Raw genomic sequence first — 16,278 nt, 5'->3', positions numbered from 1 at the left:
ACCCCGCACAGAAAGCACAGGACAACCCATGCGCAGGACAACCAGCAGACTCATCGCCGCCGCAGGTCCCCTCGCCCTGGCGAGCACGCTCGTCGCCTGCGGATCGTCCTCGGACACCGCCGCGCCGCTGAGCAACGCCGGCAACGCGAGCAGCGCCAAGCACCCTGAGTGGAGCAAGTACACCTTCACCATCGGAGACAACGGCGGTGACGGCAGCCAGGCCCTGGCGAAACTGACCGGCGTCTTCGACAACGCCCCCTACAAGGTGAAGTTCGCCCGCTTCACCTACGGGCCACCCCTCGTGCAAGCCGCGGCCTCGGGGGACATAGACCTGGGCAGCGTCGGTGACGTGCCGCCGATCACCGGTGCCGCGAAGGAGTACGGCTTCAAGATCGTCGCCGTGAACCGGTCGCTCACACCCGACCAGGCCGTGGAGAACATCATCGTGCCGAAGGGCTCGAAGCTGCGGACGGCCGCCGACCTCAAGGGCAAGCGGATCGCCGTACCGCAGGGCAGTTCCGCCCACGGCCTGGCCCTGAACGCGCTGAAGAGCGTCGGCCTCGGCCCCAAGGACGCGAAACTGGTGTTCCTCGACCCGGCGGCCGCGGCCACGGCGTTCAACACCGGGAAGGTGGACGCCTGGTCGATCTGGAACCCGCAGTCGGCGATCGCGGTCAAGAACGGCGCGCGGATCCTGGTCAAGGGCCTCCCGCCGATCGACCAGACGAGCAGCTACTACGTCGCGAGCGACACGTCGCTGAAGGACAAGACCAAGCGCGCGGCCCTCACGGACGTCCTGAAGCGGCTCTCCCGGGAGTACGCCTGGGCCATCAAGCACCCTGATCAGTACGCGAAGGCGCTCTCGCAGGAACAGGGCATCCCGCTGGCCGACGCCAAGGCGTCCCTGGCCGCCTACTCGAACCGTGTGACCCCGGTGGAGAAGGCGGACATCGAGCTGGAGCAGAAGCTCGCGGACGCCTTCCTCGAAGCAGGCCAGATCACCAAGAAGGTCGACCTCGCGTCGATCACCGACAACCTCCTGCCCGCCGGGTACGACAGCTCCAAGCTCACCTTGCGCTGAGCCCCGCCCTCCACCTCGACACCCGAAGGGGACAACCCGTGACCCAGACTCAGCGCCGGCTCCACCTCAACGCCTTCCTCATGGAGGCGGGCCACCACGAGGCGGCGTGGCGGCTCCCGCACAGCAACCCCCGGGCGGACTTCGACCTGCGGCACTGGATCGAGCTGGCGCAGCTCGCCGAGAGCGCCAAGTTCGACTCGCTGTTCCTCGCGGACGGTCCGGCCCTCATGGGGACCGGCGAATTCCGTCCGCCGGGCCAGCTGGAACCACTGACACTGCTGACCGCCCTGTCCCAGGCGACCAGCCGGATCGGCCTCATCGCGACCGTCTCGTCGACGTACAACGAGCCCTACAACCTCGCCCGCCGGCTCGCCTCCGTCGACCACGTCAGCGGTGGCCGCGCCGGCTGGAACATCGTCACCTCGGCGGGGGCGGACGAGGCCGCCAACTTCGGCCTCGACAACCGCCCCGGCCACGCCGAGCGCTACGCCCGCGCCGACGAGTTCCTGAAGGTCACCAAAGCCCTCTGGGACAGCTGGGAGGCCGACGCCGTCGTCGCGGACAAGGCCGGAGGACGCTACGCCGACCCCGAACGGCTGCACCGGCTCGGCCACCGGGGAACGCACTTCAAGGTGGCCGGACCGCTCAACGTCCAGCGCCCTCCGCAGGGTTACCCCCTGCTCGTCCAGGCCGGCTCCTCCGAGGACGGAAAGGAGTTCGCGGCCCGCCACGCCGAGGCCATCTTCACCGCGCACACGACCTACGAGCGTGCGGCCGCCTTCTACGCCGACATCAAGGCACGGACCAGGGCCGTAGGGCGCGACCCGGACGGCGTGATCGTCCTGCCGGGTATCGTCCCCTACATCGGGTCGACCGAGGCGGAAGCCCGGGCGATCGCCCGGGAGTTCGACGAACTGCGCGTCCCGGAGTACGGGCTGCGCCAGCTGGCAGCCGTGTTCGAGACCGAGCCGTCGGCCTTCGAACTCGACGCGCCCCTGCCGGACTTCATCCTCGCCAGACCGAAGCTGGAGGGCACACAGAGCCGTTCCGACCTGATCATCGACCTCGCGGTCCGTGAGAAGCTCACGGTCCGTCAGGTCATCTCCCGGCTCGGCGGTGGACGCGGCCACTTCGAGTTCATCGGCACGCCCGAGCAGGTCGCGGACACGATCATCGCCTGGTTCGAGGGAGGGGCCGCGGACGGATTCAACATCATGGCGCCCGCCCTGCCCTCGGGTCTCGCGGCGTTCGCCGAGCACGTCCTGCCGATCCTGCGCGGCAAGGGCCTGTTCCGCGAGGAGTACGAAGGCACGACCCTGCGCGAGCACTACGGCCTCCCGGTCCCGCCGAACCAGTTCCGGGCCTGACCGGCCGACGGCGAAGCGGACTCCGGGACGTTCACCGGCCCGCCGGATCTCCGGGTCGCCCAGCGCGCCCCGGAGATCCGGATGCTGAGCGAACGGTGCGGCACGCGACCGGTCCTTCGGGCCCACCGAGAGGCTCCGGCCGCCGACCGGCCGTACGTCTTCCCGGTGGGTGAGCCCGGCACGTGACCGAGGGCGACGCCGGACAGGCGCCGGTGGCACGGGTGCCGGTCGGGGTCGCAGTGGTCATCGGGGGTCATCCGGCCGCAGCAGGGGCGGGTGCAGGGCGGTGGCCGGCCCGGCGCGATAGAGCGCGGCGGGTTTGCCACGGCCGCCGGTCAGCCGCGCGCCCCCGGGGACCGCCTCCACGAAGCCGGGGGTGGCGAGCACCTTGCGGCGGAAGTTGGGACGGTCGAGACCCGTGTCCCAGACGGTCTCGTACACGGCCTGCAACTCGCCGAGGGTGAACTCGGGCGGACAGAAGGCGGTGGCCAGACAGGTGTACTCCAGCCTGGCCCGGACCCGTTCACGGGCGTCGGCGAGGATGCGGTCGTGGTCGAAGGCGAGCGCGGCGGCTCCGGCCTCGGCGAGCGGCACCCAGCGGGCCAGGGCGGCGTCCCCGCCCGCCGCGGGTTCGGGCAGATCGGGGATGAGCGCGGCGAAGGCCACGGAGACCACCCGCATCCGGGGGTCGCGGTCCGGGTCGCTGTACGTGCGCACCTGCTCCAGATGGAGGCTGTCGACCACGGGCTCCGGCAGGCCGGTCTCCTCGGCGAGTTCGCGGCGGGCGGCCTCCTCGGCCGACTCCCGGGGCAGCAGGAATCCACCGGGCAGCGCCCAGGCCCCGGCGTACGGCTCCTGGCCGCGCCGGATCAGCAGCACGTGCAGGGCGGACGCGCGTACGGTGAGCACGGCGAGGTCGACGGTCACCGCGAACGGCTCGAACGCCGACGGGTCGTACGGGGCGGTGGTCACCGGTGCTCCGGGAGCGGGTCGGCGAAGTGCCAGCCCTCGGCCAGCAGGTCGTCCACCGCCGCCACGGCGGTGCGCAGCCGCTCCTCGGGGCTGCCGGTGACCAGCACGAACCGGCGGCCGGTGCGCTCCAGTTCCTCCCGGAACCGGCCGGTCATCCACGGGCGCAGGTGGGGCTCGTCGCGCAGGCCGTCGTCCTCGAAGGGCACGCCCTCGTGGTCGGTGAGCAGATACAGATGGCGCGGGGTGCGGGCGGCGACCGCCCGCACCTCGGGGCTGGGCGAGCCGAGGTAGCGCTCGTGCCAGATCGAGGTGGCGAAGGAGTCGGTGTCGCAGAAGAGCACCGGCGAGCCGCGGCGGGCCGCCCGCTGTTCGTCGGCGTCCTGGCGGCGGGCGATGACGGGAAACTCCTCGGAGGCGAACGCCACTTCGGCCCAGTCGGCTCCGGGGTCGGTGGCCCGCAGAGCGGCGAGCTTCTCCTCGCTGTACGCGCGCCCGTACTCGGGCACCCAGCCGGTGTCGGTCCAGACGCCGCCGCGCGCGCGGTAGTGGGCCGCCAGTGCCAGGGAGAGGGTGGTGGTGCCGGTGGACTCGGCGCCGAGGACGACCACGCGCCGGGCGAGGGCGGCGCGCACGCCCGGGCCGAGGAACGTCCAGCAGCCCACCGGATCCTTGCGCACGGCCGTGCCGGAGACGGGGTACGTGGTGCGGTCCAGGTCCACGCCGACCTCGGCCGCACCGAACCGGCGGGCCAGTTCGGTCCCGTAGGACTCGGAGGTGAACACGGCGTCCACCGGCTCCGGGACGGCCGCACGGAAGACCGTCATGTGGGCGTCCCACACCGCGGGGTCGTGCAGGTCGACCGCGTGGTCGTCGACGGCGCCGACGACCACGGCCCCCGGATGGGCCTCGCGCATCCACGCCACCCGGTCGGCGAGCGGCACCGATTCCACGGAGGCCGCGCAGACCAGAACGGTCAGCCGGTCGCACCGCGCCAGGGCGGTGCGGACGAGGTGGTGGTGGCCCGCGTGCGGCGGATAGAACTTGCCGAGCACCAGGCCGTGCCGGAACGGGCGGGCGGCGGTGCTCACGCGGTCACCGCCGTCGTGGGCCGGGGGGCCGTGGCCGCGAGGGTGCGCCGCCAGCCGAGGAGGCCGGCCACGCACAGGGCGAGGAAGCCGACGTACAGCAGGGAGGTCAGGTAGAGGCCCTTGTAGGCGTACAGCGGGATGTAGACCAGGTCGGCGGCGATCCACAGCCACCAGGACTCCAGCAGCTTGCGGCACTGACCGTAGGTGGCCGCCAGGGAGAGGGCGGTGGTGAGCGCGTCCCAGAAGGGGACGGTGGAGTCGGTGGCCCGGTCGAGCAGCAGCGTGAGGGCGCCGGTGCCCAGCACTCCGGCGGCGGCGATCCAGGTCCATTCGGCACCCGTTGTGCGGCGCACCGGCAGCGCGTCGGCGGGTCCGCCGCCGCGGGCCCAGGTCCACCAGCCGTAGGCGGCCAGCGCGATGAAGACGACCTGGAGACCGGCGTCGGCGTACAGACCGGCCTGGAGGAAGAGCACGATGAAGAAGACGTTGTTGGCCATGCCCACGGGCCAGTTGGCGATGTGCTGGCGGGCCACCAGCCAGACGCAGACGGCGCCGGTGGCGAAGCCGAGCGCTTCGGTCCAGCTGAGGTTCCAGTTCACGGGACGACTCCTTAATGGTCGTCATGACTATAAATAATGGGGCGGGTGGAGGGCAAGGGATTAGCCCGCGACGCCTGAGGCGCCGGGGGCCTTTGGGGGGAATCGGGCGGACCCGCGTCGGGCGGTCCGGGGCTCGGGGCGGTGCTGATCGCGAACGCGTCGCGCCGGCTCCCGCGGTCGGCTCGCCCCGTCCTTGGGGTGGGGTTGTCAGTGGCGGCTGGCAGCATGTCCCCATGACGCGCGAGGATCTTGACACACTGTTCGCCGACCCCGCGGCCTTGCTCGCCGCCGAGCCCGAGGCCCTTCGGGACCTGCCCGGCACGGGCGGGGGAGCGGGCCGCGAAGCCTACGCCCAGGCCGTCGCGATCCTCGACCGAGCCGAGGTGCCGCGGGCCGAGTTCGCCTCGTGGCTGCACTTCGGCGCGAAGATACTGGGCCACGACGCCTACGCCGACCTGGTCGCCGAGGCCGAGCCGGGTATGCCGTGGCGAACCGTCTGGGCCTGGTGGCGCCCGGTCGGTGCCTACCGGGCCAAGCCGAACTTGAGCGGGGACGCCGACGTGGAGGTCCACGAGGCGCCGGACGGCCGTCTCCTGCTGAAGGTGTGGTCGCTGTGGACCCGGGAGCACTGGCTCGATCCGGCCACCGGCCGGCGGGTCGCCGCCCCCGCCGACGGCGAATTCGGCGAACGGCCGTACGACGCCCCCGTCGAGGGCCCCGTCCTCTTCGACCCGGACGACGACCACGGCCTCTATCAGCCCGAGGCCTGGGAGGAGCCCGCACCCCTCGGAGACGACCGCGTCATGTTCTTCGACCCGCGTGGTGTGGTGGTCCTGGAGCGCAATGGCGTGGCGGCCGTCGGGCCGACGGGTTCCGAGGCGGTCTCCCGGGGCGAGGGCGATCCCTGGTTCGCGGGGCCGGCGGCAGCCGAAGCCCCGCTGGATGCCGCCCGCTTGGAGGAGGCGTTCGGTCCGGACGGGTTGGTGCTGCTGACGCGGGACCAACTGCCCGCCGCGCTGAAGCACGCGCCCACACGGGAGTTGGCCGTCACGGCGGGGCTGCCGACGTGGTTCGCCGCGGGAGTCGCCACCTTCACCCTGGCCTGGAAGGACGGGAAGGCGCACGGGCTGGAGCCCGACGAGAACGGTCTGCTGCACCTGGGCACCTTCGAGCTGGCGTATGCCGACACCGGCCGGGTGCTCGTCCACCCCGAAACGGGCGCGGTGTCGATGGTGCGCAACGGCCGGGGCCCGTTCCCCCTCGCCCGGGACACCGAGACCTTCGTAAGACTGCTGGAGGCCGTGTACCGCTTCATGGGTGCCTGCTGGAACCCCTACCCGGGCGAGTGCGGCACGCGGGACTTCCTGGGCGAGGCCGCCGCCCTCGAACCCCTCTGGGTGAACAAGGAAGCGCCCGCGCGGGAGGTCTGGGAGCACCTGTTCGCCGCGATCGTCGAGCTCAGCCCGTGGGGCTACTGACCGAGTGGGCGGGCCGGCTCGGTCGTCGTGCGGGGAGCGGGATCCGCGGTTATCGCCGATCCTGTGGAGGAGACGCCGGCCCGAGGGGATCGTCATGTCCGATGCAGCCTCGCGCGCGGAGCGGCGGGTCGCGCTGGTCCGGGACGACGTGCCCGGACGTCTGGCGCTGGCGCAGGAGTTCTACACACACTCCTCCGAGCCCCTTCGCCGGTACGGTCACGCCGAGCTGAGCTTCCTGCGCTGGTCCGCGGCGCGCGGAGTGCTCGCGCCGCGCTCCGCCGCCCGTCCTGGCAGCGCCTGGTGGCGTTCCGTGAACGAGGGGCTCCTCAGGGACAAGGTGGAGGCGGGCCTCCTGTGCGCCGGTGCCCCGGGGCAGGCGAGTTCCAGAAGCGTCGAGAGCTGGGTGGACTGCCTTCGGGCCCCGTCGCCCGCCGCCTGGTACCGCGCCCACAACGCCAGCATCGTCGCCGGATATCTGCGCCATGAGGACCTGGCCGTGCCGGAGTCGCAGGTGGAGCGGTTCATGATGAACGTGGCCCTGCTGCGCGTGCTCTTCACCCACGCCATGCTGGCACGGCCGCGCCTCATGCTCGGGCGGTTGGGGCCGCTCGGGCCACGGCTGGTGGACCCCCGCTACCGCACCGTGAAGTGGTTTCTCGACCTCGGCCGGTCCTTCCCGTCGGTGTACCCCGTCACCCTGCCCACCGTGGACACGATCCTCGACGAGCACGCCGTCGCCCGGATGCTCGACTACGGCGTCATCGCTCCCCGGCTGTCGGCGCTGTACGCGTTCTCGGCCGCCGCGCTCGAAGAACCCCGGCTGATGACCTTCCTGGACGCGGGCGTGCCGGCCTACGTCTGGACCGCGGCGGAGCGCCCGCTCTGGTACGTCGGCAACACGGGCGCTCACCTGCGGTTCATCGCCCGTGTGACAGGCGCACACCTGACCTGGCCTCCGTCACCGGCCGTCCGTCGCCGGAGTTCACGGCACGCCTGACGGAACGCCCGGAGCCGTGCCCGGCACTGTGGTGTGGCCTGCCGGATCGGCAAAGCCGGGCTGACATCCCACGGCATGATCACGAGTCGCGTCGTGGCGATCAGGCTCCGGGGCGGGGGGTGTCCGGCGTCTTGCCTGCTTCCGTCCGCTCCTTGACACGCACGACCTCTCGGACGGTCGCCACCAGAAAACCTGCCGCGAGCAGTCCGACCGCCACAGAACCCTGTCGAATCCCGTCGGCGTCGGATCCGTCCAGACGGTGCGCGTGCCGGACCTCCGTGGGGTGAGACGGGTTGTAGACGACGGGCACGTGGCCGCCGGGCTTCGCGTCGCTTCCCGAGCCGTCTCCGACATCGATATGCGCTCGCACCGTGCTGGACGGTGTGCTGAAGCGCACGGCCAAGGAGTTCGCCCGGCCTTCCTCCGACCGGTCGGCGATGGCGACTACGGTCGCTTCGGTCCTGTGCCCGTGCTCCCGGAGGTTCCGCACCATTTGGTCCTCCTGGCCGGCTTTCCATCCCATGAATCCGGACACGGCGCCGAACATCAGGAAACCCACTGCGGTCGATCGGGCTCTGGCCCAGCGGGGGTCCCGCAGCGGCGATGGCACACCAAGCCTGGAGACCAGGCCCGTCGCGAGGCGGCCCGGCGGAGGAATGCGGCCGGCCCAACGACGAGCCCAGCCCCACCGGCGTAACAGCACGCTCGCGACAGCGCCCGCTGCGGACAGCGCCACCGCGCCGCCGAAAACCTGGTTCCAGGTCAGCTCGAACGGATCGAACGCGAGCCACACCACGAAGGCCGCGACGCCTGCCGGCGAGGCCCATCCCTTGAAAAAGCGGTACTTCCCCCGGCTGTCGCTCGGTACGGACCCGTGCTCACTCATCTGCGCCTCCTCGCCCCGTTACGAGCCAGGACGCACCGGTCGCCGCTGCGGTTGTAGGGCCAGCCGGGTCTCTGTCCGAGGCTCCGCGTACGCGCATCGCGGTCTGGCACGCTGGTGGGGTGCAGCCCATCCCCGTCACGCCCGAGGCGCCGGTCGCCGTGCGCAACCCGCTCCTCACCCAGCGATGGCTCGACCTCACCTTCATCCACTGGGCCGCCGATCCCGAGGCCGTCGCGCCGCTGCTGCCGCGGGGACTGGTTCCCGACCTGCGTGACGGAGTCACCTACGTCGGCCTGGTCGCGTTCCGGATGGACGCAGTGGGGTGGCTCGGCTTCCCCGGGGTGCCGTATCTCGGCTCCTTCCCGGAGACCAACGTGCGCCTCTACTCGGTCGACGAGCACGGACGCCGCGGCGTCGTCTTCAGGTCCATGGACGCCTCGCGGCTCGTCCCGGTGCTCATCGGACGCCTCGGCTTCCGGCTCCCGTACCTCTGGTCCCGCATGCGGGTACGGACCGACGGCGACATCGTCACGTACAAGAGTTCCCGGCGCCGGCCCGGCACCTCCCGCGCGTACAGCCGGATCGCCGTGAGAGTCGGCCGGCCCATCGCCGAGCCCACTGAGCTGGAGCACTTCCTCACGGCCCGATGGGGGATGCACAACGCCTTCTCCCGCGGAACGGGCTACGTCGCCAACGAGCACCCGCGCTGGCCGCTCCACCACGCGGAGCTGGTCTCCTGCGAGGAGAACCTCCTCGCGGCCGCCGGAATCCCGGCACCCGGCGGTCCACCGGTCAGCGTCCTGTACTCGCCCGGTGTCCCGGTACGCCTCGGCAGACCCACCGCCCGCCCGCCCCGCCGACCGGTTCCCGTCCCGCCCTCCGCGCAGCCGGGTCCGCGGACCGCCCGGTGAAGCCGGGTTCCCTCCGCGCGACCCGGCCGAGGCACGGTCCGGTTCCGTTCCGGACGCGGCGAGCGCCTCACCGCGTCCGGAACGGCCTCGGTGAGCGGCCTACTTGCTCAACGCGAAGCGCATCAGGGCGCTTTCGTCACCCTGCTTGATCTTTCCCGTCACGTTGATCACTTCGAGCTTCCAGGCGCCGTCGACCCGCACGGCCTTGGCCACGGCGCAGCCGTTGTCCTGGGTGAGCATGCTGGGCCAGATGTCCGCGACCTGCTGGGTGCTGCCGCCGGTCGCGTCGTAGACCTTGAAGCTGACGTTGCGTGCCTTCTGGAAGGAGCTTCCCTTCTTGAAGGCGGCGGCGACGAACACGATGGACGTGATGTGCGCGGGGATGCGTGCGAACTCCACCGAGACGGTCTCGTCGTCGCCGTCGCCGTGCCCGGTCTGGTTGTCGCCGCTGTGTATCAGGGAGCCGTTGCCCATGGGGTCGAGTGAGTCGAGGCCGGCCAGGCGTACGGGCTCCGCGCCGTGCATGGCGACGGCGATCAGGTCCAGGTCGGTGCCGCTCTTGCGGCGGAGCATTCCCACGACTCCTCCGCTGCTGCCTGCCGTGGCGTCCCACGAAGCCCCGATGGACAGGTGAGTCACTCCGTCCAGGTCGGCGGGTCCGTCTTCCTTGGTGAGCGTGATCATGGGTGGGCCATCCTCCGGTGAAAAGGGACTACACCTCGCAGAGTCTGCCTGGCCCTCGATCGGTTCCCCGCTTCGGGTCCCGAGTTCCGTCGCGCCGGAGTCCCGGGCCCAACGCCTGTGGTGCGGCGCCCGCTGTGTCCCGGCCTGCCCAACAAGCCCCGGAAACAGGGCCGTTCAGCCCACTGGTCACGGACCTTCGGCATCCGGCACCGCCCGGCGTCCGGGACGAGAGTGAGCGATGTCAGACGACGAACCGACTGCCCCGAAGGGAATCATCACCATGGCCGTGCACGAGCAGCCTCGCCGGAGCTCCGGCTTCCACCTGCCGACGCTCCGCGGGAACCGGACCACCTCCGCGTCCGGGCCGGCCGTGTCGGCTGTCACCGGGACGAGCACCGCGGGGGCCTTCGCCCTCGCCTCCCTGCGTCTGCTCACCGGGTTCGTCTTCCTGTGGGCCTTCCTCGACAAGACCTTCGGCTTCGGCTACGCCACCCCGTCCGGCAAGGGGTGGGCCGACGGCGGATCGCCGACCAGAGGCTTCCTCGGCTCCGTCGCGGCGGGACCGATGCGGTCCGCCTTCCACTCCTGGGCAGGGGCCACCTGGGCCGACTGGCTGTTCATGCTCGGCCTGCTCGGTATCGGCCTCGCTCTGCTCACGGGCGTCGCGCTGCGGATCGCCGCCGTCGCGGGCACCGCGATGATGACGCTGATGTGGGTCGCCGAATGGCCCCCCGCCAGGCACCTCGCGGACGGCTCGCCGAGCATGTCCGCCAACCCGTTCGTCGACTACCACGTCATCTACGCCGTCACCCTGATCGCGCTGGCCGCCGTCGCAGCCGGTGACGCCCTCGGCCTGGGCAGGCTCTGGGCGAAGCTGCCGATCGTCCGCGACCACGGCTGGCTGCGTTGATCCTCGCGGCACGGTGGGCTTCGGGAGTCCGATCCGAAGCCCACCGCGCCGATACGTGTTCCCCGCCGGTCATTCCGCAGGTTCGTCGGACCGGGTCAGGTTGGCCCCGGTGGCCGGGTCGAAGACGTGCATGTGGGCGGTGTCCACCCAGAGTTCGGCTCGGCCGCCCTCGCGCACCCGCGTGGCGGCGTTCAGACGGGCGACGATCTGGTGCCCGCCCGCGCCGGTGTCGGTGATCCCCGAGTCGGCAGCCAGCTCGGCGAGTTCGGAGGTGGCGGTGGGCTGCCACTCGTCCTCGGTGAAGTAGGCGTAGACATCGGATCCCAGGGATTCGACCACATCGATGTCCACACTGAACGTCGTACCCGATCCGGCGTTGCCCTGGTCCACCAGCCCGGAGTCCTCGAAGGCCTCCGGGCGCAGTCCCACGATCAGGTCCCTGGGGGCGTCGTGCCGTTCGAGGGTGCGGCGGAACCGGTCGCTGAGTTCGAGGTCGCCCACCGACGTGCGCAGGCGGCCTCCCTCCGCGGTGGCGTGCAGGAAGTTCATGGCGGGCGAACCGATGAACCCGGCGACGAAGAGGTTCTTCGGCTGCTCGTAGAGGTGCTGCGGGGTACCGATCTGCTGCACCAGTCCGCCGCGCATCACCACCACCCGGTCGCCCAGTGTCATGGCTTCGGTCTGGTCGTGGGTGACGTAGACCGTGGTGCTGCCCAGGCGTTGCTGGAGGCGGGAGATCTGGGTGCGCATCTGGACGCGGAGCTTCGCGTCCAGGTTGGAGAGCGGCTCGTCCATCAGGAACGCCTTCGGGTCGCGCACGATGGCGCGCCCCATCGCCACCCGTTGGCGCTGACCGCCGGAGAGGTTGGCGGGCTTGCGGTCCAGATGCTCCGTCAGGTCGAGGATGCGGGCGGCCTCTTCGACCTTCTCTCGGATGGTCGCCTTGTCCACCTTGGCCAGCCGGAGGGCGAACCCCATGTTGTCGCGCACGCTCATGTGCGGGTACAGGGCGTAGCTCTGGAAGACCATGGCGATGTCGCGGTCCTTCGGCGTCCTGTCGTTGACGACCTGTCCGTCGATCAGGAGGTTGCCCTCGGTGATGTCCTCCAGCCCGGCGATCATGTTGAGGGTGGTGGACTTACCGCAGCCGGAGGGACCGACGAGAATGACGAACTCGCCGTCCCCGACAGTGAGGTTGACGTCCTTCACCGCCACCGCACCATCGGGGTAGCGCTTGGTGATGCCTTCGAGAACGATCTCTGCCACGGTCGGTCCTTCTTGTCCTGACGATCGGCTGCCGCCGGTCAGCCCTTGACGGCTCCGGAGGTGAGCCCGGCCACGATGCGCCGCTGGAAGAGCAGCACGAAGACGATGATGGGGATGGTGATCACCACGGCGGCGGCGGCGATCGAACCGGTGGGCTGGGCGAACTGACTGCTCCCGGTGAAGAAGGCGATGGCCGCGGGCACGGTCCGGGCCGCCGAGGTCGAGGTCAGCGAGATCGCGAAGAGGAAGTCGTTCCAGCAGAAGATGAACACCAGGATCGCGGTGGTGAACACGCCCGGCGCCGCGAGCGGAGCGATCACCAGCCGGAACGCCTGCGCTGGGGTCGCCCCGTCGACCTTGGCCGCCTTCTCCAGGTCCCAGGGAATCTCCCGGAAGAACGCCGACAGGGTGTAGATGGCGAGCGGCAGGGAGAAGGTCATGTACGGGATGATCAAACCCGTCCAGGTGTCGAAGATGCCGATGATCCGCTCGATGTTGAACAGCGGCGAGACCAGTGAGATGGGCGGGAACATGGCGATCAGCAGTGACATGCCGATCAGCAGGCTCTTGCCGGGGAAGCGGAGCCGGGCGACGGCGTAGGCGGCCATGGTGCCCAGCACCACCGCGATCACCGTGGAGATCAGGGCGATGCCGATGGAGTTGATCAGCGCGCGGGTGAACTCGGAGGTCTGGAAGATCCCGCGGTAGTTCGCCCAGGTCCACTTGGTCGGGATGAAGCTGCCGTCGGTGAGGGTGCTGGGGTCCTTGAAGGACAGAGAGATGATCCAGCAGACCGGGAACAGGGCATAGACGATCACGATGATGTTGACCAGGGCCCACCCCGACATCCGTCGTCGTCCGGCGGCGGACATCAGCGTCCCCCTTCCTGAGAGCCGGGGGCGGCTGCCCCGAACAGTTTGATGAAGGCGAAGGCGATCAACGCCACGCACAGGAAGATGAGGACGGAGATGGCCGAGCCGATGCCGAGGTTGAGCGCGGTGAAGAGGTTGTCGTAGCCCAGGATGGACACCGAGCCGGTGTTGTGGGCGCCGGACGTGAGGATGTAGATGTTGTCGAAGATCCGGAAGGCGTCCAGAGTCCGGAAGAGCAGGGCGACCAGGATGGCCGGCTTCATCAGGGGGATGGTCACCAGGAAGAAGCGCTGCCAGGCTCCGGCGCCGTCGACCTGGGCCGCGCGCAGCGTCTCCTCCGGCACCAGGGCGAGGCCGGCGAGCAGCAGCAGGGCCATGAAGGGCGTGGTCTTCCACACCTCGGCCAGGATGATCAGGCCGATGGCGGGCCACTGTTCGGTGAGGGGAGCGTCACCGGAGGGCAGGAGATCGGCCAGGTAGCCGGTCTCCGGGGTCCAGGCGTACTGCCAGGAGTAGGCGGCGACCACGGTGACGATGCCGTACGGGATCAGGATCGCGGTGCGAACCGTCCCGCGGCCGAAGATGGTGCGGTGCATCACCAGCGCCAGCGCGAATCCGAGGACGAGTTCCACGATCACGGAGACCACGGTGATGAACACCGTCACCCACAGAGCCTGCCACCAGAACTCCGAGGACAGCACGGCGCCGTAGTTGCTGAGGCCGACGAACTCCGCCTGCTGCGGGAAGCGCAGGTCATAGCGCTGGAGCGAGAGGTAGATCGCGTAGACGATCGGGTAGGCGGTGACGGCGAGCATGACGATCACGGCAGGTGCGCACAGCATCCAGCCCAACCGGCGCTCCTGCCGGGCCCCTTCGGACAGGGCGCGGCCGTCCTTGGGTCCCGTCGCGTCCTTGGGTGCGGTCGGAGCCGACGAGGTCACGGGATCAGCCCCTTCGAGTTGAGGGCGTCCTCGATCTGGTCACCGATCTTCTGCACGTCCGGTCTCGGCTCGATCCCGTTCGGCGGTGACAGGGTGTGCGAGATCGCGATGGACACGTTCTGGTAGGCAGGGGTCTTGGGCCGGATGCTGGCGTTCTCCAGGGCCGCGAGAACGGTGGAGGCGAAGGGGTAGTTCTTGACCAGGGCCGGGTCCGAGTAGAGCGGGCGCAGCGTGGGCGGGAGCCCGCCGTCGAGCGCCGCGGTCAACTGGTTCTGCCGGTTCCGCAGACACAGCGCCGCCTCGAAGGCGAACGCGGAGTGGCGGGAGTAGGCACCGATGGCCAGGTCGATGCCACCGATGGTCGGCTTGGCCGGCCGGCCCTTCTCGACCCCCGGGTAGGGCGCCCACCGGAACTGCTTGAAGAGCTTGGGGTTGTTGGCCTTCATCGAGGGATACACGAAGGGGTAGTTGATCTCGAAGGCCGCGCTGCCGGACTCCATGGCCAGCCGGTTCTGGTCCTCCATCTGATTGGACAGGGACGGGTCGGCCGCCGCCGAGGTGGCCAGGGTCCTCATGATCGAGGCCGCGCGTACGGCGGGTGGGCCCAGCCTGGGAGCCGTGGCGGTCGCGTTCAGGATGGAGCCGCCGGCGCTCTCCACCAGCGTGTTGAACCAGACCGTGAGTCCTTCGTACTGCGCGCCCTGGATCTCCACGTAGTGCGGCTTGCCCTGCTTCGCCAGACGGCCGGCCATCAGGATCATCTCGGCCCACGTCTCCGGCGGCGTGGGGACCAGATCCTTGCGATACCAGAGCAGTTGGGTGTTCGTGTTGTACGGGACGGCGTACAGCCGGCCCTTCCAGGTGGCCGTCCGCAGCGGGACCTCCAGGGTGTCCCGGGTGGCCGCGGCGCGGTTGTCCCCGGTCCACGGCAGGATCCACTTGGCTTCCGCGAACTCGGCGGGCCAGGTGACGTCCAGCCCGATGATGTCGACCGTGTCGTCCTTGGCGGCGAGCCGGCGCACCAGTTGCTGGCGCTGCCCGTCCGCGGTACGGGGCAGTTTGTTGTAGCTGATCTTGTAGCGCCCACCGGACTGCTTGGTGCAGGCGCTCGCCGCACTGGCCAGCGCACCCGAATCATCGGGGAAGTTGTACCAGTTGAGCGTCACCGGCCCGCCGCCTCCGCTCCCGCAGCCGGCGAGCGGAACCGCCGACAGACACAGGGCGAGCAGAATCCGCGGGAGGCCACGGATGCCGGACGACAGCGCCACGCCCACACTCCTTCCGGACCAGTACGAGAAATCCGGACAAGCAGAGGAAGACCGGATGCGCGACACGCTAGGCCCGCAACGGGCGTCACCCGTCACGCCTCACCGACGGGTCATCCGATCGGCCGCGGAGAAGCCCCTCCGGAGCGGGCGTTCACCCGCCCTAGGCGTAGCCGTCCACCCTGGCGGCGGCCGGAGCGAGGCTGGGCCAGGGTCGCCCCGCCCTGTCGGAGGCGGCGGACCGGAGGAGGTCGAGAACAGTGCACCCGGGGTAGCCCCGGAAGGTCGCGTAAGAGGCGCGGTAGTAGCAGCTCCAGTAGCTGACGACCTGCCGCTGCGTACGTGCGAAGAAGGCCGGGTTGTCCACGATGAACTGCCCATAGGCGAGGTGAGCGAGGGTGCCGGGCACGGCGAGATCACGAAGCCCCGCGCGGATGACGTCCAGGATCTCCACGACGTACTCGCCGACCAGCCGCACGACGAACGGGACGACCCAGGGGTCCGTGGAGCCGATGACCTTCTGAAGGTGGCGCTGCCTGACCATCCCGTCGTGGTGTCTTGAGTACAGACAGTTCAGGAGTTGTCGTTGGCGCGACGAGAGCGAGGCCACCGCGCCGGCTGACGGCTCGTCGTTGTAGAGGCGTTCAGGGATCGAAACCTGCCGGCCCTCGACAACGACGGAGAACGAGCCGAGCGGCCGGTGCCGAGAGGCAGGCATGATCGCCAGAACCGCCTCGGCGTCGCTTTTGAGCGCGACGGGGAACGCGGTGATCAACGGATCGCTGCTGTCGGAGAGCGGCTGCACGAGCCGACCCTAGCCGGAGGCCGTGCCCCGGCGGGCCGGCATTGATCGAGCCCCTGGGTTCACCTCTCCTGGACCCGTCGTCATCCAGCCCGGCCGCCGGTACCGGGCCGTCGGTACGTCACCGACGGCACCGGAGTCCCGCCGGCGATGGGGCCG

At 70.4% G+C, this 16,278-nt stretch carries 16 protein-coding genes; 6 read left to right on the top strand and 10 right to left on the bottom strand.

What is annotated here, in order from left to right; all coding sequences use genetic code 11:
* The first annotated feature begins 28 nt into the window (after positions 1-28).
* A complete protein-coding gene (locus ACF07B_RS09590) occupies positions 29-1,081 on the top strand; it encodes an aliphatic sulfonate ABC transporter substrate-binding protein (RefSeq protein ID WP_392178448.1) in 1,053 nt (350 codons plus the stop codon).
* 38 nt (positions 1,082-1,119) lie between these two features.
* The gene (locus ACF07B_RS09585; RefSeq protein WP_392178447.1) at positions 1,120-2,448 is read left to right on the top strand and encodes an LLM class flavin-dependent oxidoreductase; all 1,329 of its coding nucleotides are present in this window, start codon (positions 1,120-1,122) and stop codon (positions 2,446-2,448) included.
* 243 nt (positions 2,449-2,691) lie between these two features.
* Here ACF07B_RS09585 and ACF07B_RS09580 read toward each other — a convergent pair whose 3' ends face one another.
* From ACF07B_RS09580 to pnuC, 3 genes are read right to left on the bottom strand one after another with little or no spacing between them, the layout of a single operon-like run.
* Complete coding sequence (locus ACF07B_RS09580) at positions 2,692-3,420, bottom strand: NUDIX domain-containing protein (protein ID WP_392178446.1); 729 nt, start codon at positions 3,418-3,420, stop codon at positions 2,692-2,694.
* The gene (locus tag ACF07B_RS09575; RefSeq protein WP_392178445.1) at positions 3,417-4,508 is read right to left on the bottom strand and encodes an AAA family ATPase; all 1,092 of its coding nucleotides are present in this window, start codon (positions 4,506-4,508) and stop codon (positions 3,417-3,419) included. The genes ACF07B_RS09580 and ACF07B_RS09575 overlap by 4 nt, the downstream gene beginning before the upstream one ends.
* The gene (gene pnuC / locus ACF07B_RS09570) at positions 4,505-5,107 is read right to left on the bottom strand and encodes a nicotinamide riboside transporter PnuC (RefSeq protein ID WP_392178444.1); all 603 of its coding nucleotides are present in this window, start codon (positions 5,105-5,107) and stop codon (positions 4,505-4,507) included. The genes ACF07B_RS09575 and pnuC overlap by 4 nt, the downstream gene beginning before the upstream one ends.
* Before the next feature lie 233 nt (positions 5,108-5,340).
* On the opposite strand from pnuC, the gene ACF07B_RS09565 reads away from it, so the two are divergent.
* Positions 5,341-6,585, top strand: a complete 1,245-nt coding sequence (locus ACF07B_RS09565) for an SUKH-4 family immunity protein (RefSeq protein WP_392178443.1) — start codon at positions 5,341-5,343, stop codon at positions 6,583-6,585.
* 94 nt (positions 6,586-6,679) lie between these two features.
* On the top strand, positions 6,680-7,582 hold the full coding sequence (locus ACF07B_RS09560; protein WP_392178442.1) for a hypothetical protein: 903 nt from the start codon (positions 6,680-6,682) through the stop codon (positions 7,580-7,582).
* A 100-nt stretch (positions 7,583-7,682) separates the two neighbouring features.
* On the opposite strand, the gene ACF07B_RS09555 is transcribed toward ACF07B_RS09560, so the two are convergent.
* A complete protein-coding gene (locus tag ACF07B_RS09555) occupies positions 7,683-8,468 on the bottom strand; it encodes a DUF3592 domain-containing protein (RefSeq protein WP_392178441.1) in 786 nt (261 codons plus the stop codon).
* Between the two features lie 119 nt (positions 8,469-8,587).
* On the opposite strand from ACF07B_RS09555, the gene ACF07B_RS09550 reads away from it, so the two are divergent.
* Positions 8,588-9,379 (top strand): YqjF family protein, encoded by a 792-nt coding sequence (locus ACF07B_RS09550; RefSeq protein ID WP_392178440.1) that lies wholly within the window; start codon positions 8,588-8,590, stop codon positions 9,377-9,379.
* Between the two features lie 99 nt (positions 9,380-9,478).
* On the opposite strand, the gene ACF07B_RS09545 is transcribed toward ACF07B_RS09550, so the two are convergent.
* A complete protein-coding gene (locus ACF07B_RS09545; protein ID WP_369479877.1) occupies positions 9,479-10,063 on the bottom strand; it encodes a TerD family protein in 585 nt (194 codons plus the stop codon).
* 280 nt (positions 10,064-10,343) lie between these two features.
* Here ACF07B_RS09545 and ACF07B_RS09540 point away from each other — a divergent pair, with 280 nt between their 5' ends.
* The gene (locus ACF07B_RS09540) at positions 10,344-10,973 is read left to right on the top strand and encodes a hypothetical protein (protein WP_392178751.1); all 630 of its coding nucleotides are present in this window, start codon (positions 10,344-10,346) and stop codon (positions 10,971-10,973) included.
* 69 nt (positions 10,974-11,042) lie between these two features.
* On the opposite strand, the gene ACF07B_RS09535 is transcribed toward ACF07B_RS09540, so the two are convergent.
* The 5 genes from ACF07B_RS09535 to ACF07B_RS09515 form a co-directional block, all read right to left on the bottom strand.
* Positions 11,043-12,239: an ABC transporter ATP-binding protein gene (locus ACF07B_RS09535; RefSeq protein ID WP_392178439.1), complete on the bottom strand. Its 1,197-nt coding sequence runs from the start codon at positions 12,237-12,239 to the stop codon at positions 11,043-11,045.
* 38 nt (positions 12,240-12,277) lie between these two features.
* Positions 12,278-13,111, bottom strand: a complete 834-nt coding sequence (locus ACF07B_RS09530) for a carbohydrate ABC transporter permease (protein WP_384238673.1) — start codon at positions 13,109-13,111, stop codon at positions 12,278-12,280.
* Complete coding sequence (locus tag ACF07B_RS09525; protein WP_392178750.1) at positions 13,111-13,953, bottom strand: carbohydrate ABC transporter permease; 843 nt, start codon at positions 13,951-13,953, stop codon at positions 13,111-13,113. Before ACF07B_RS09525 ends, ACF07B_RS09530 begins: the two co-directional genes overlap by 1 nt.
* A 95-nt stretch (positions 13,954-14,048) precedes the next feature.
* Positions 14,049-15,320 carry an ABC transporter substrate-binding protein gene (locus ACF07B_RS09520; protein WP_392178438.1) on the bottom strand — a complete coding sequence of 424 codons (1,272 nt, stop codon included), beginning with the start codon at positions 15,318-15,320 and terminating at the stop codon, positions 14,049-14,051.
* 160 nt (positions 15,321-15,480) lie between these two features.
* Entirely contained in the window at positions 15,481-16,122 is a 642-nt protein-coding gene (locus ACF07B_RS09515; RefSeq protein ID WP_392178437.1) for a hypothetical protein, read from the bottom strand.
* Positions 16,123-16,278: the final 156 nt, after the last annotated feature.

This window comes from Streptomyces sp. NPDC015532 (genome assembly GCF_043078065.1).
Taxonomy (GTDB): domain Bacteria; phylum Actinomycetota; class Actinomycetes; order Streptomycetales; family Streptomycetaceae; genus Streptomyces.
This window is presented reverse-complemented; position numbering and strand designations above follow the sequence as displayed.

Excerpts from the sequence above, each read along its gene's own strand:
- ACF07B_RS09555 (WP_392178441.1), bottom strand. The coding sequence starts at position 8,468 with ATGAGTGAGCACGGGTCCGTACCGAGCGACAGCCGGGGGAAGTACCGC.
- ACF07B_RS09565 (WP_392178443.1), top strand. The coding sequence starts at position 5,341 with ATGACGCGCGAGGATCTTGACACACTGTTCGCCGACCCCGCGGCCTTG.
- ACF07B_RS09560 (WP_392178442.1), top strand. The coding sequence starts at position 6,680 with ATGTCCGATGCAGCCTCGCGCGCGGAGCGGCGGGTCGCGCTGGTCCGG.
- ACF07B_RS09530 (WP_384238673.1), bottom strand. The coding sequence starts at position 13,111 with ATGTCCGCCGCCGGACGACGACGGATGTCGGGGTGGGCCCTGGTCAAC.
- ACF07B_RS09525 (WP_392178750.1), bottom strand. The coding sequence starts at position 13,953 with ATGCTGTGCGCACCTGCCGTGATCGTCATGCTCGCCGTCACCGCCTAC.
- ACF07B_RS09540 (WP_392178751.1), top strand. The coding sequence starts at position 10,344 with ATGGCCGTGCACGAGCAGCCTCGCCGGAGCTCCGGCTTCCACCTGCCG.
- ACF07B_RS09545 (WP_369479877.1), bottom strand. The coding sequence starts at position 10,063 with ATGATCACGCTCACCAAGGAAGACGGACCCGCCGACCTGGACGGAGTG.
- ACF07B_RS09590 (WP_392178448.1), top strand. The coding sequence starts at position 29 with ATGCGCAGGACAACCAGCAGACTCATCGCCGCCGCAGGTCCCCTCGCC.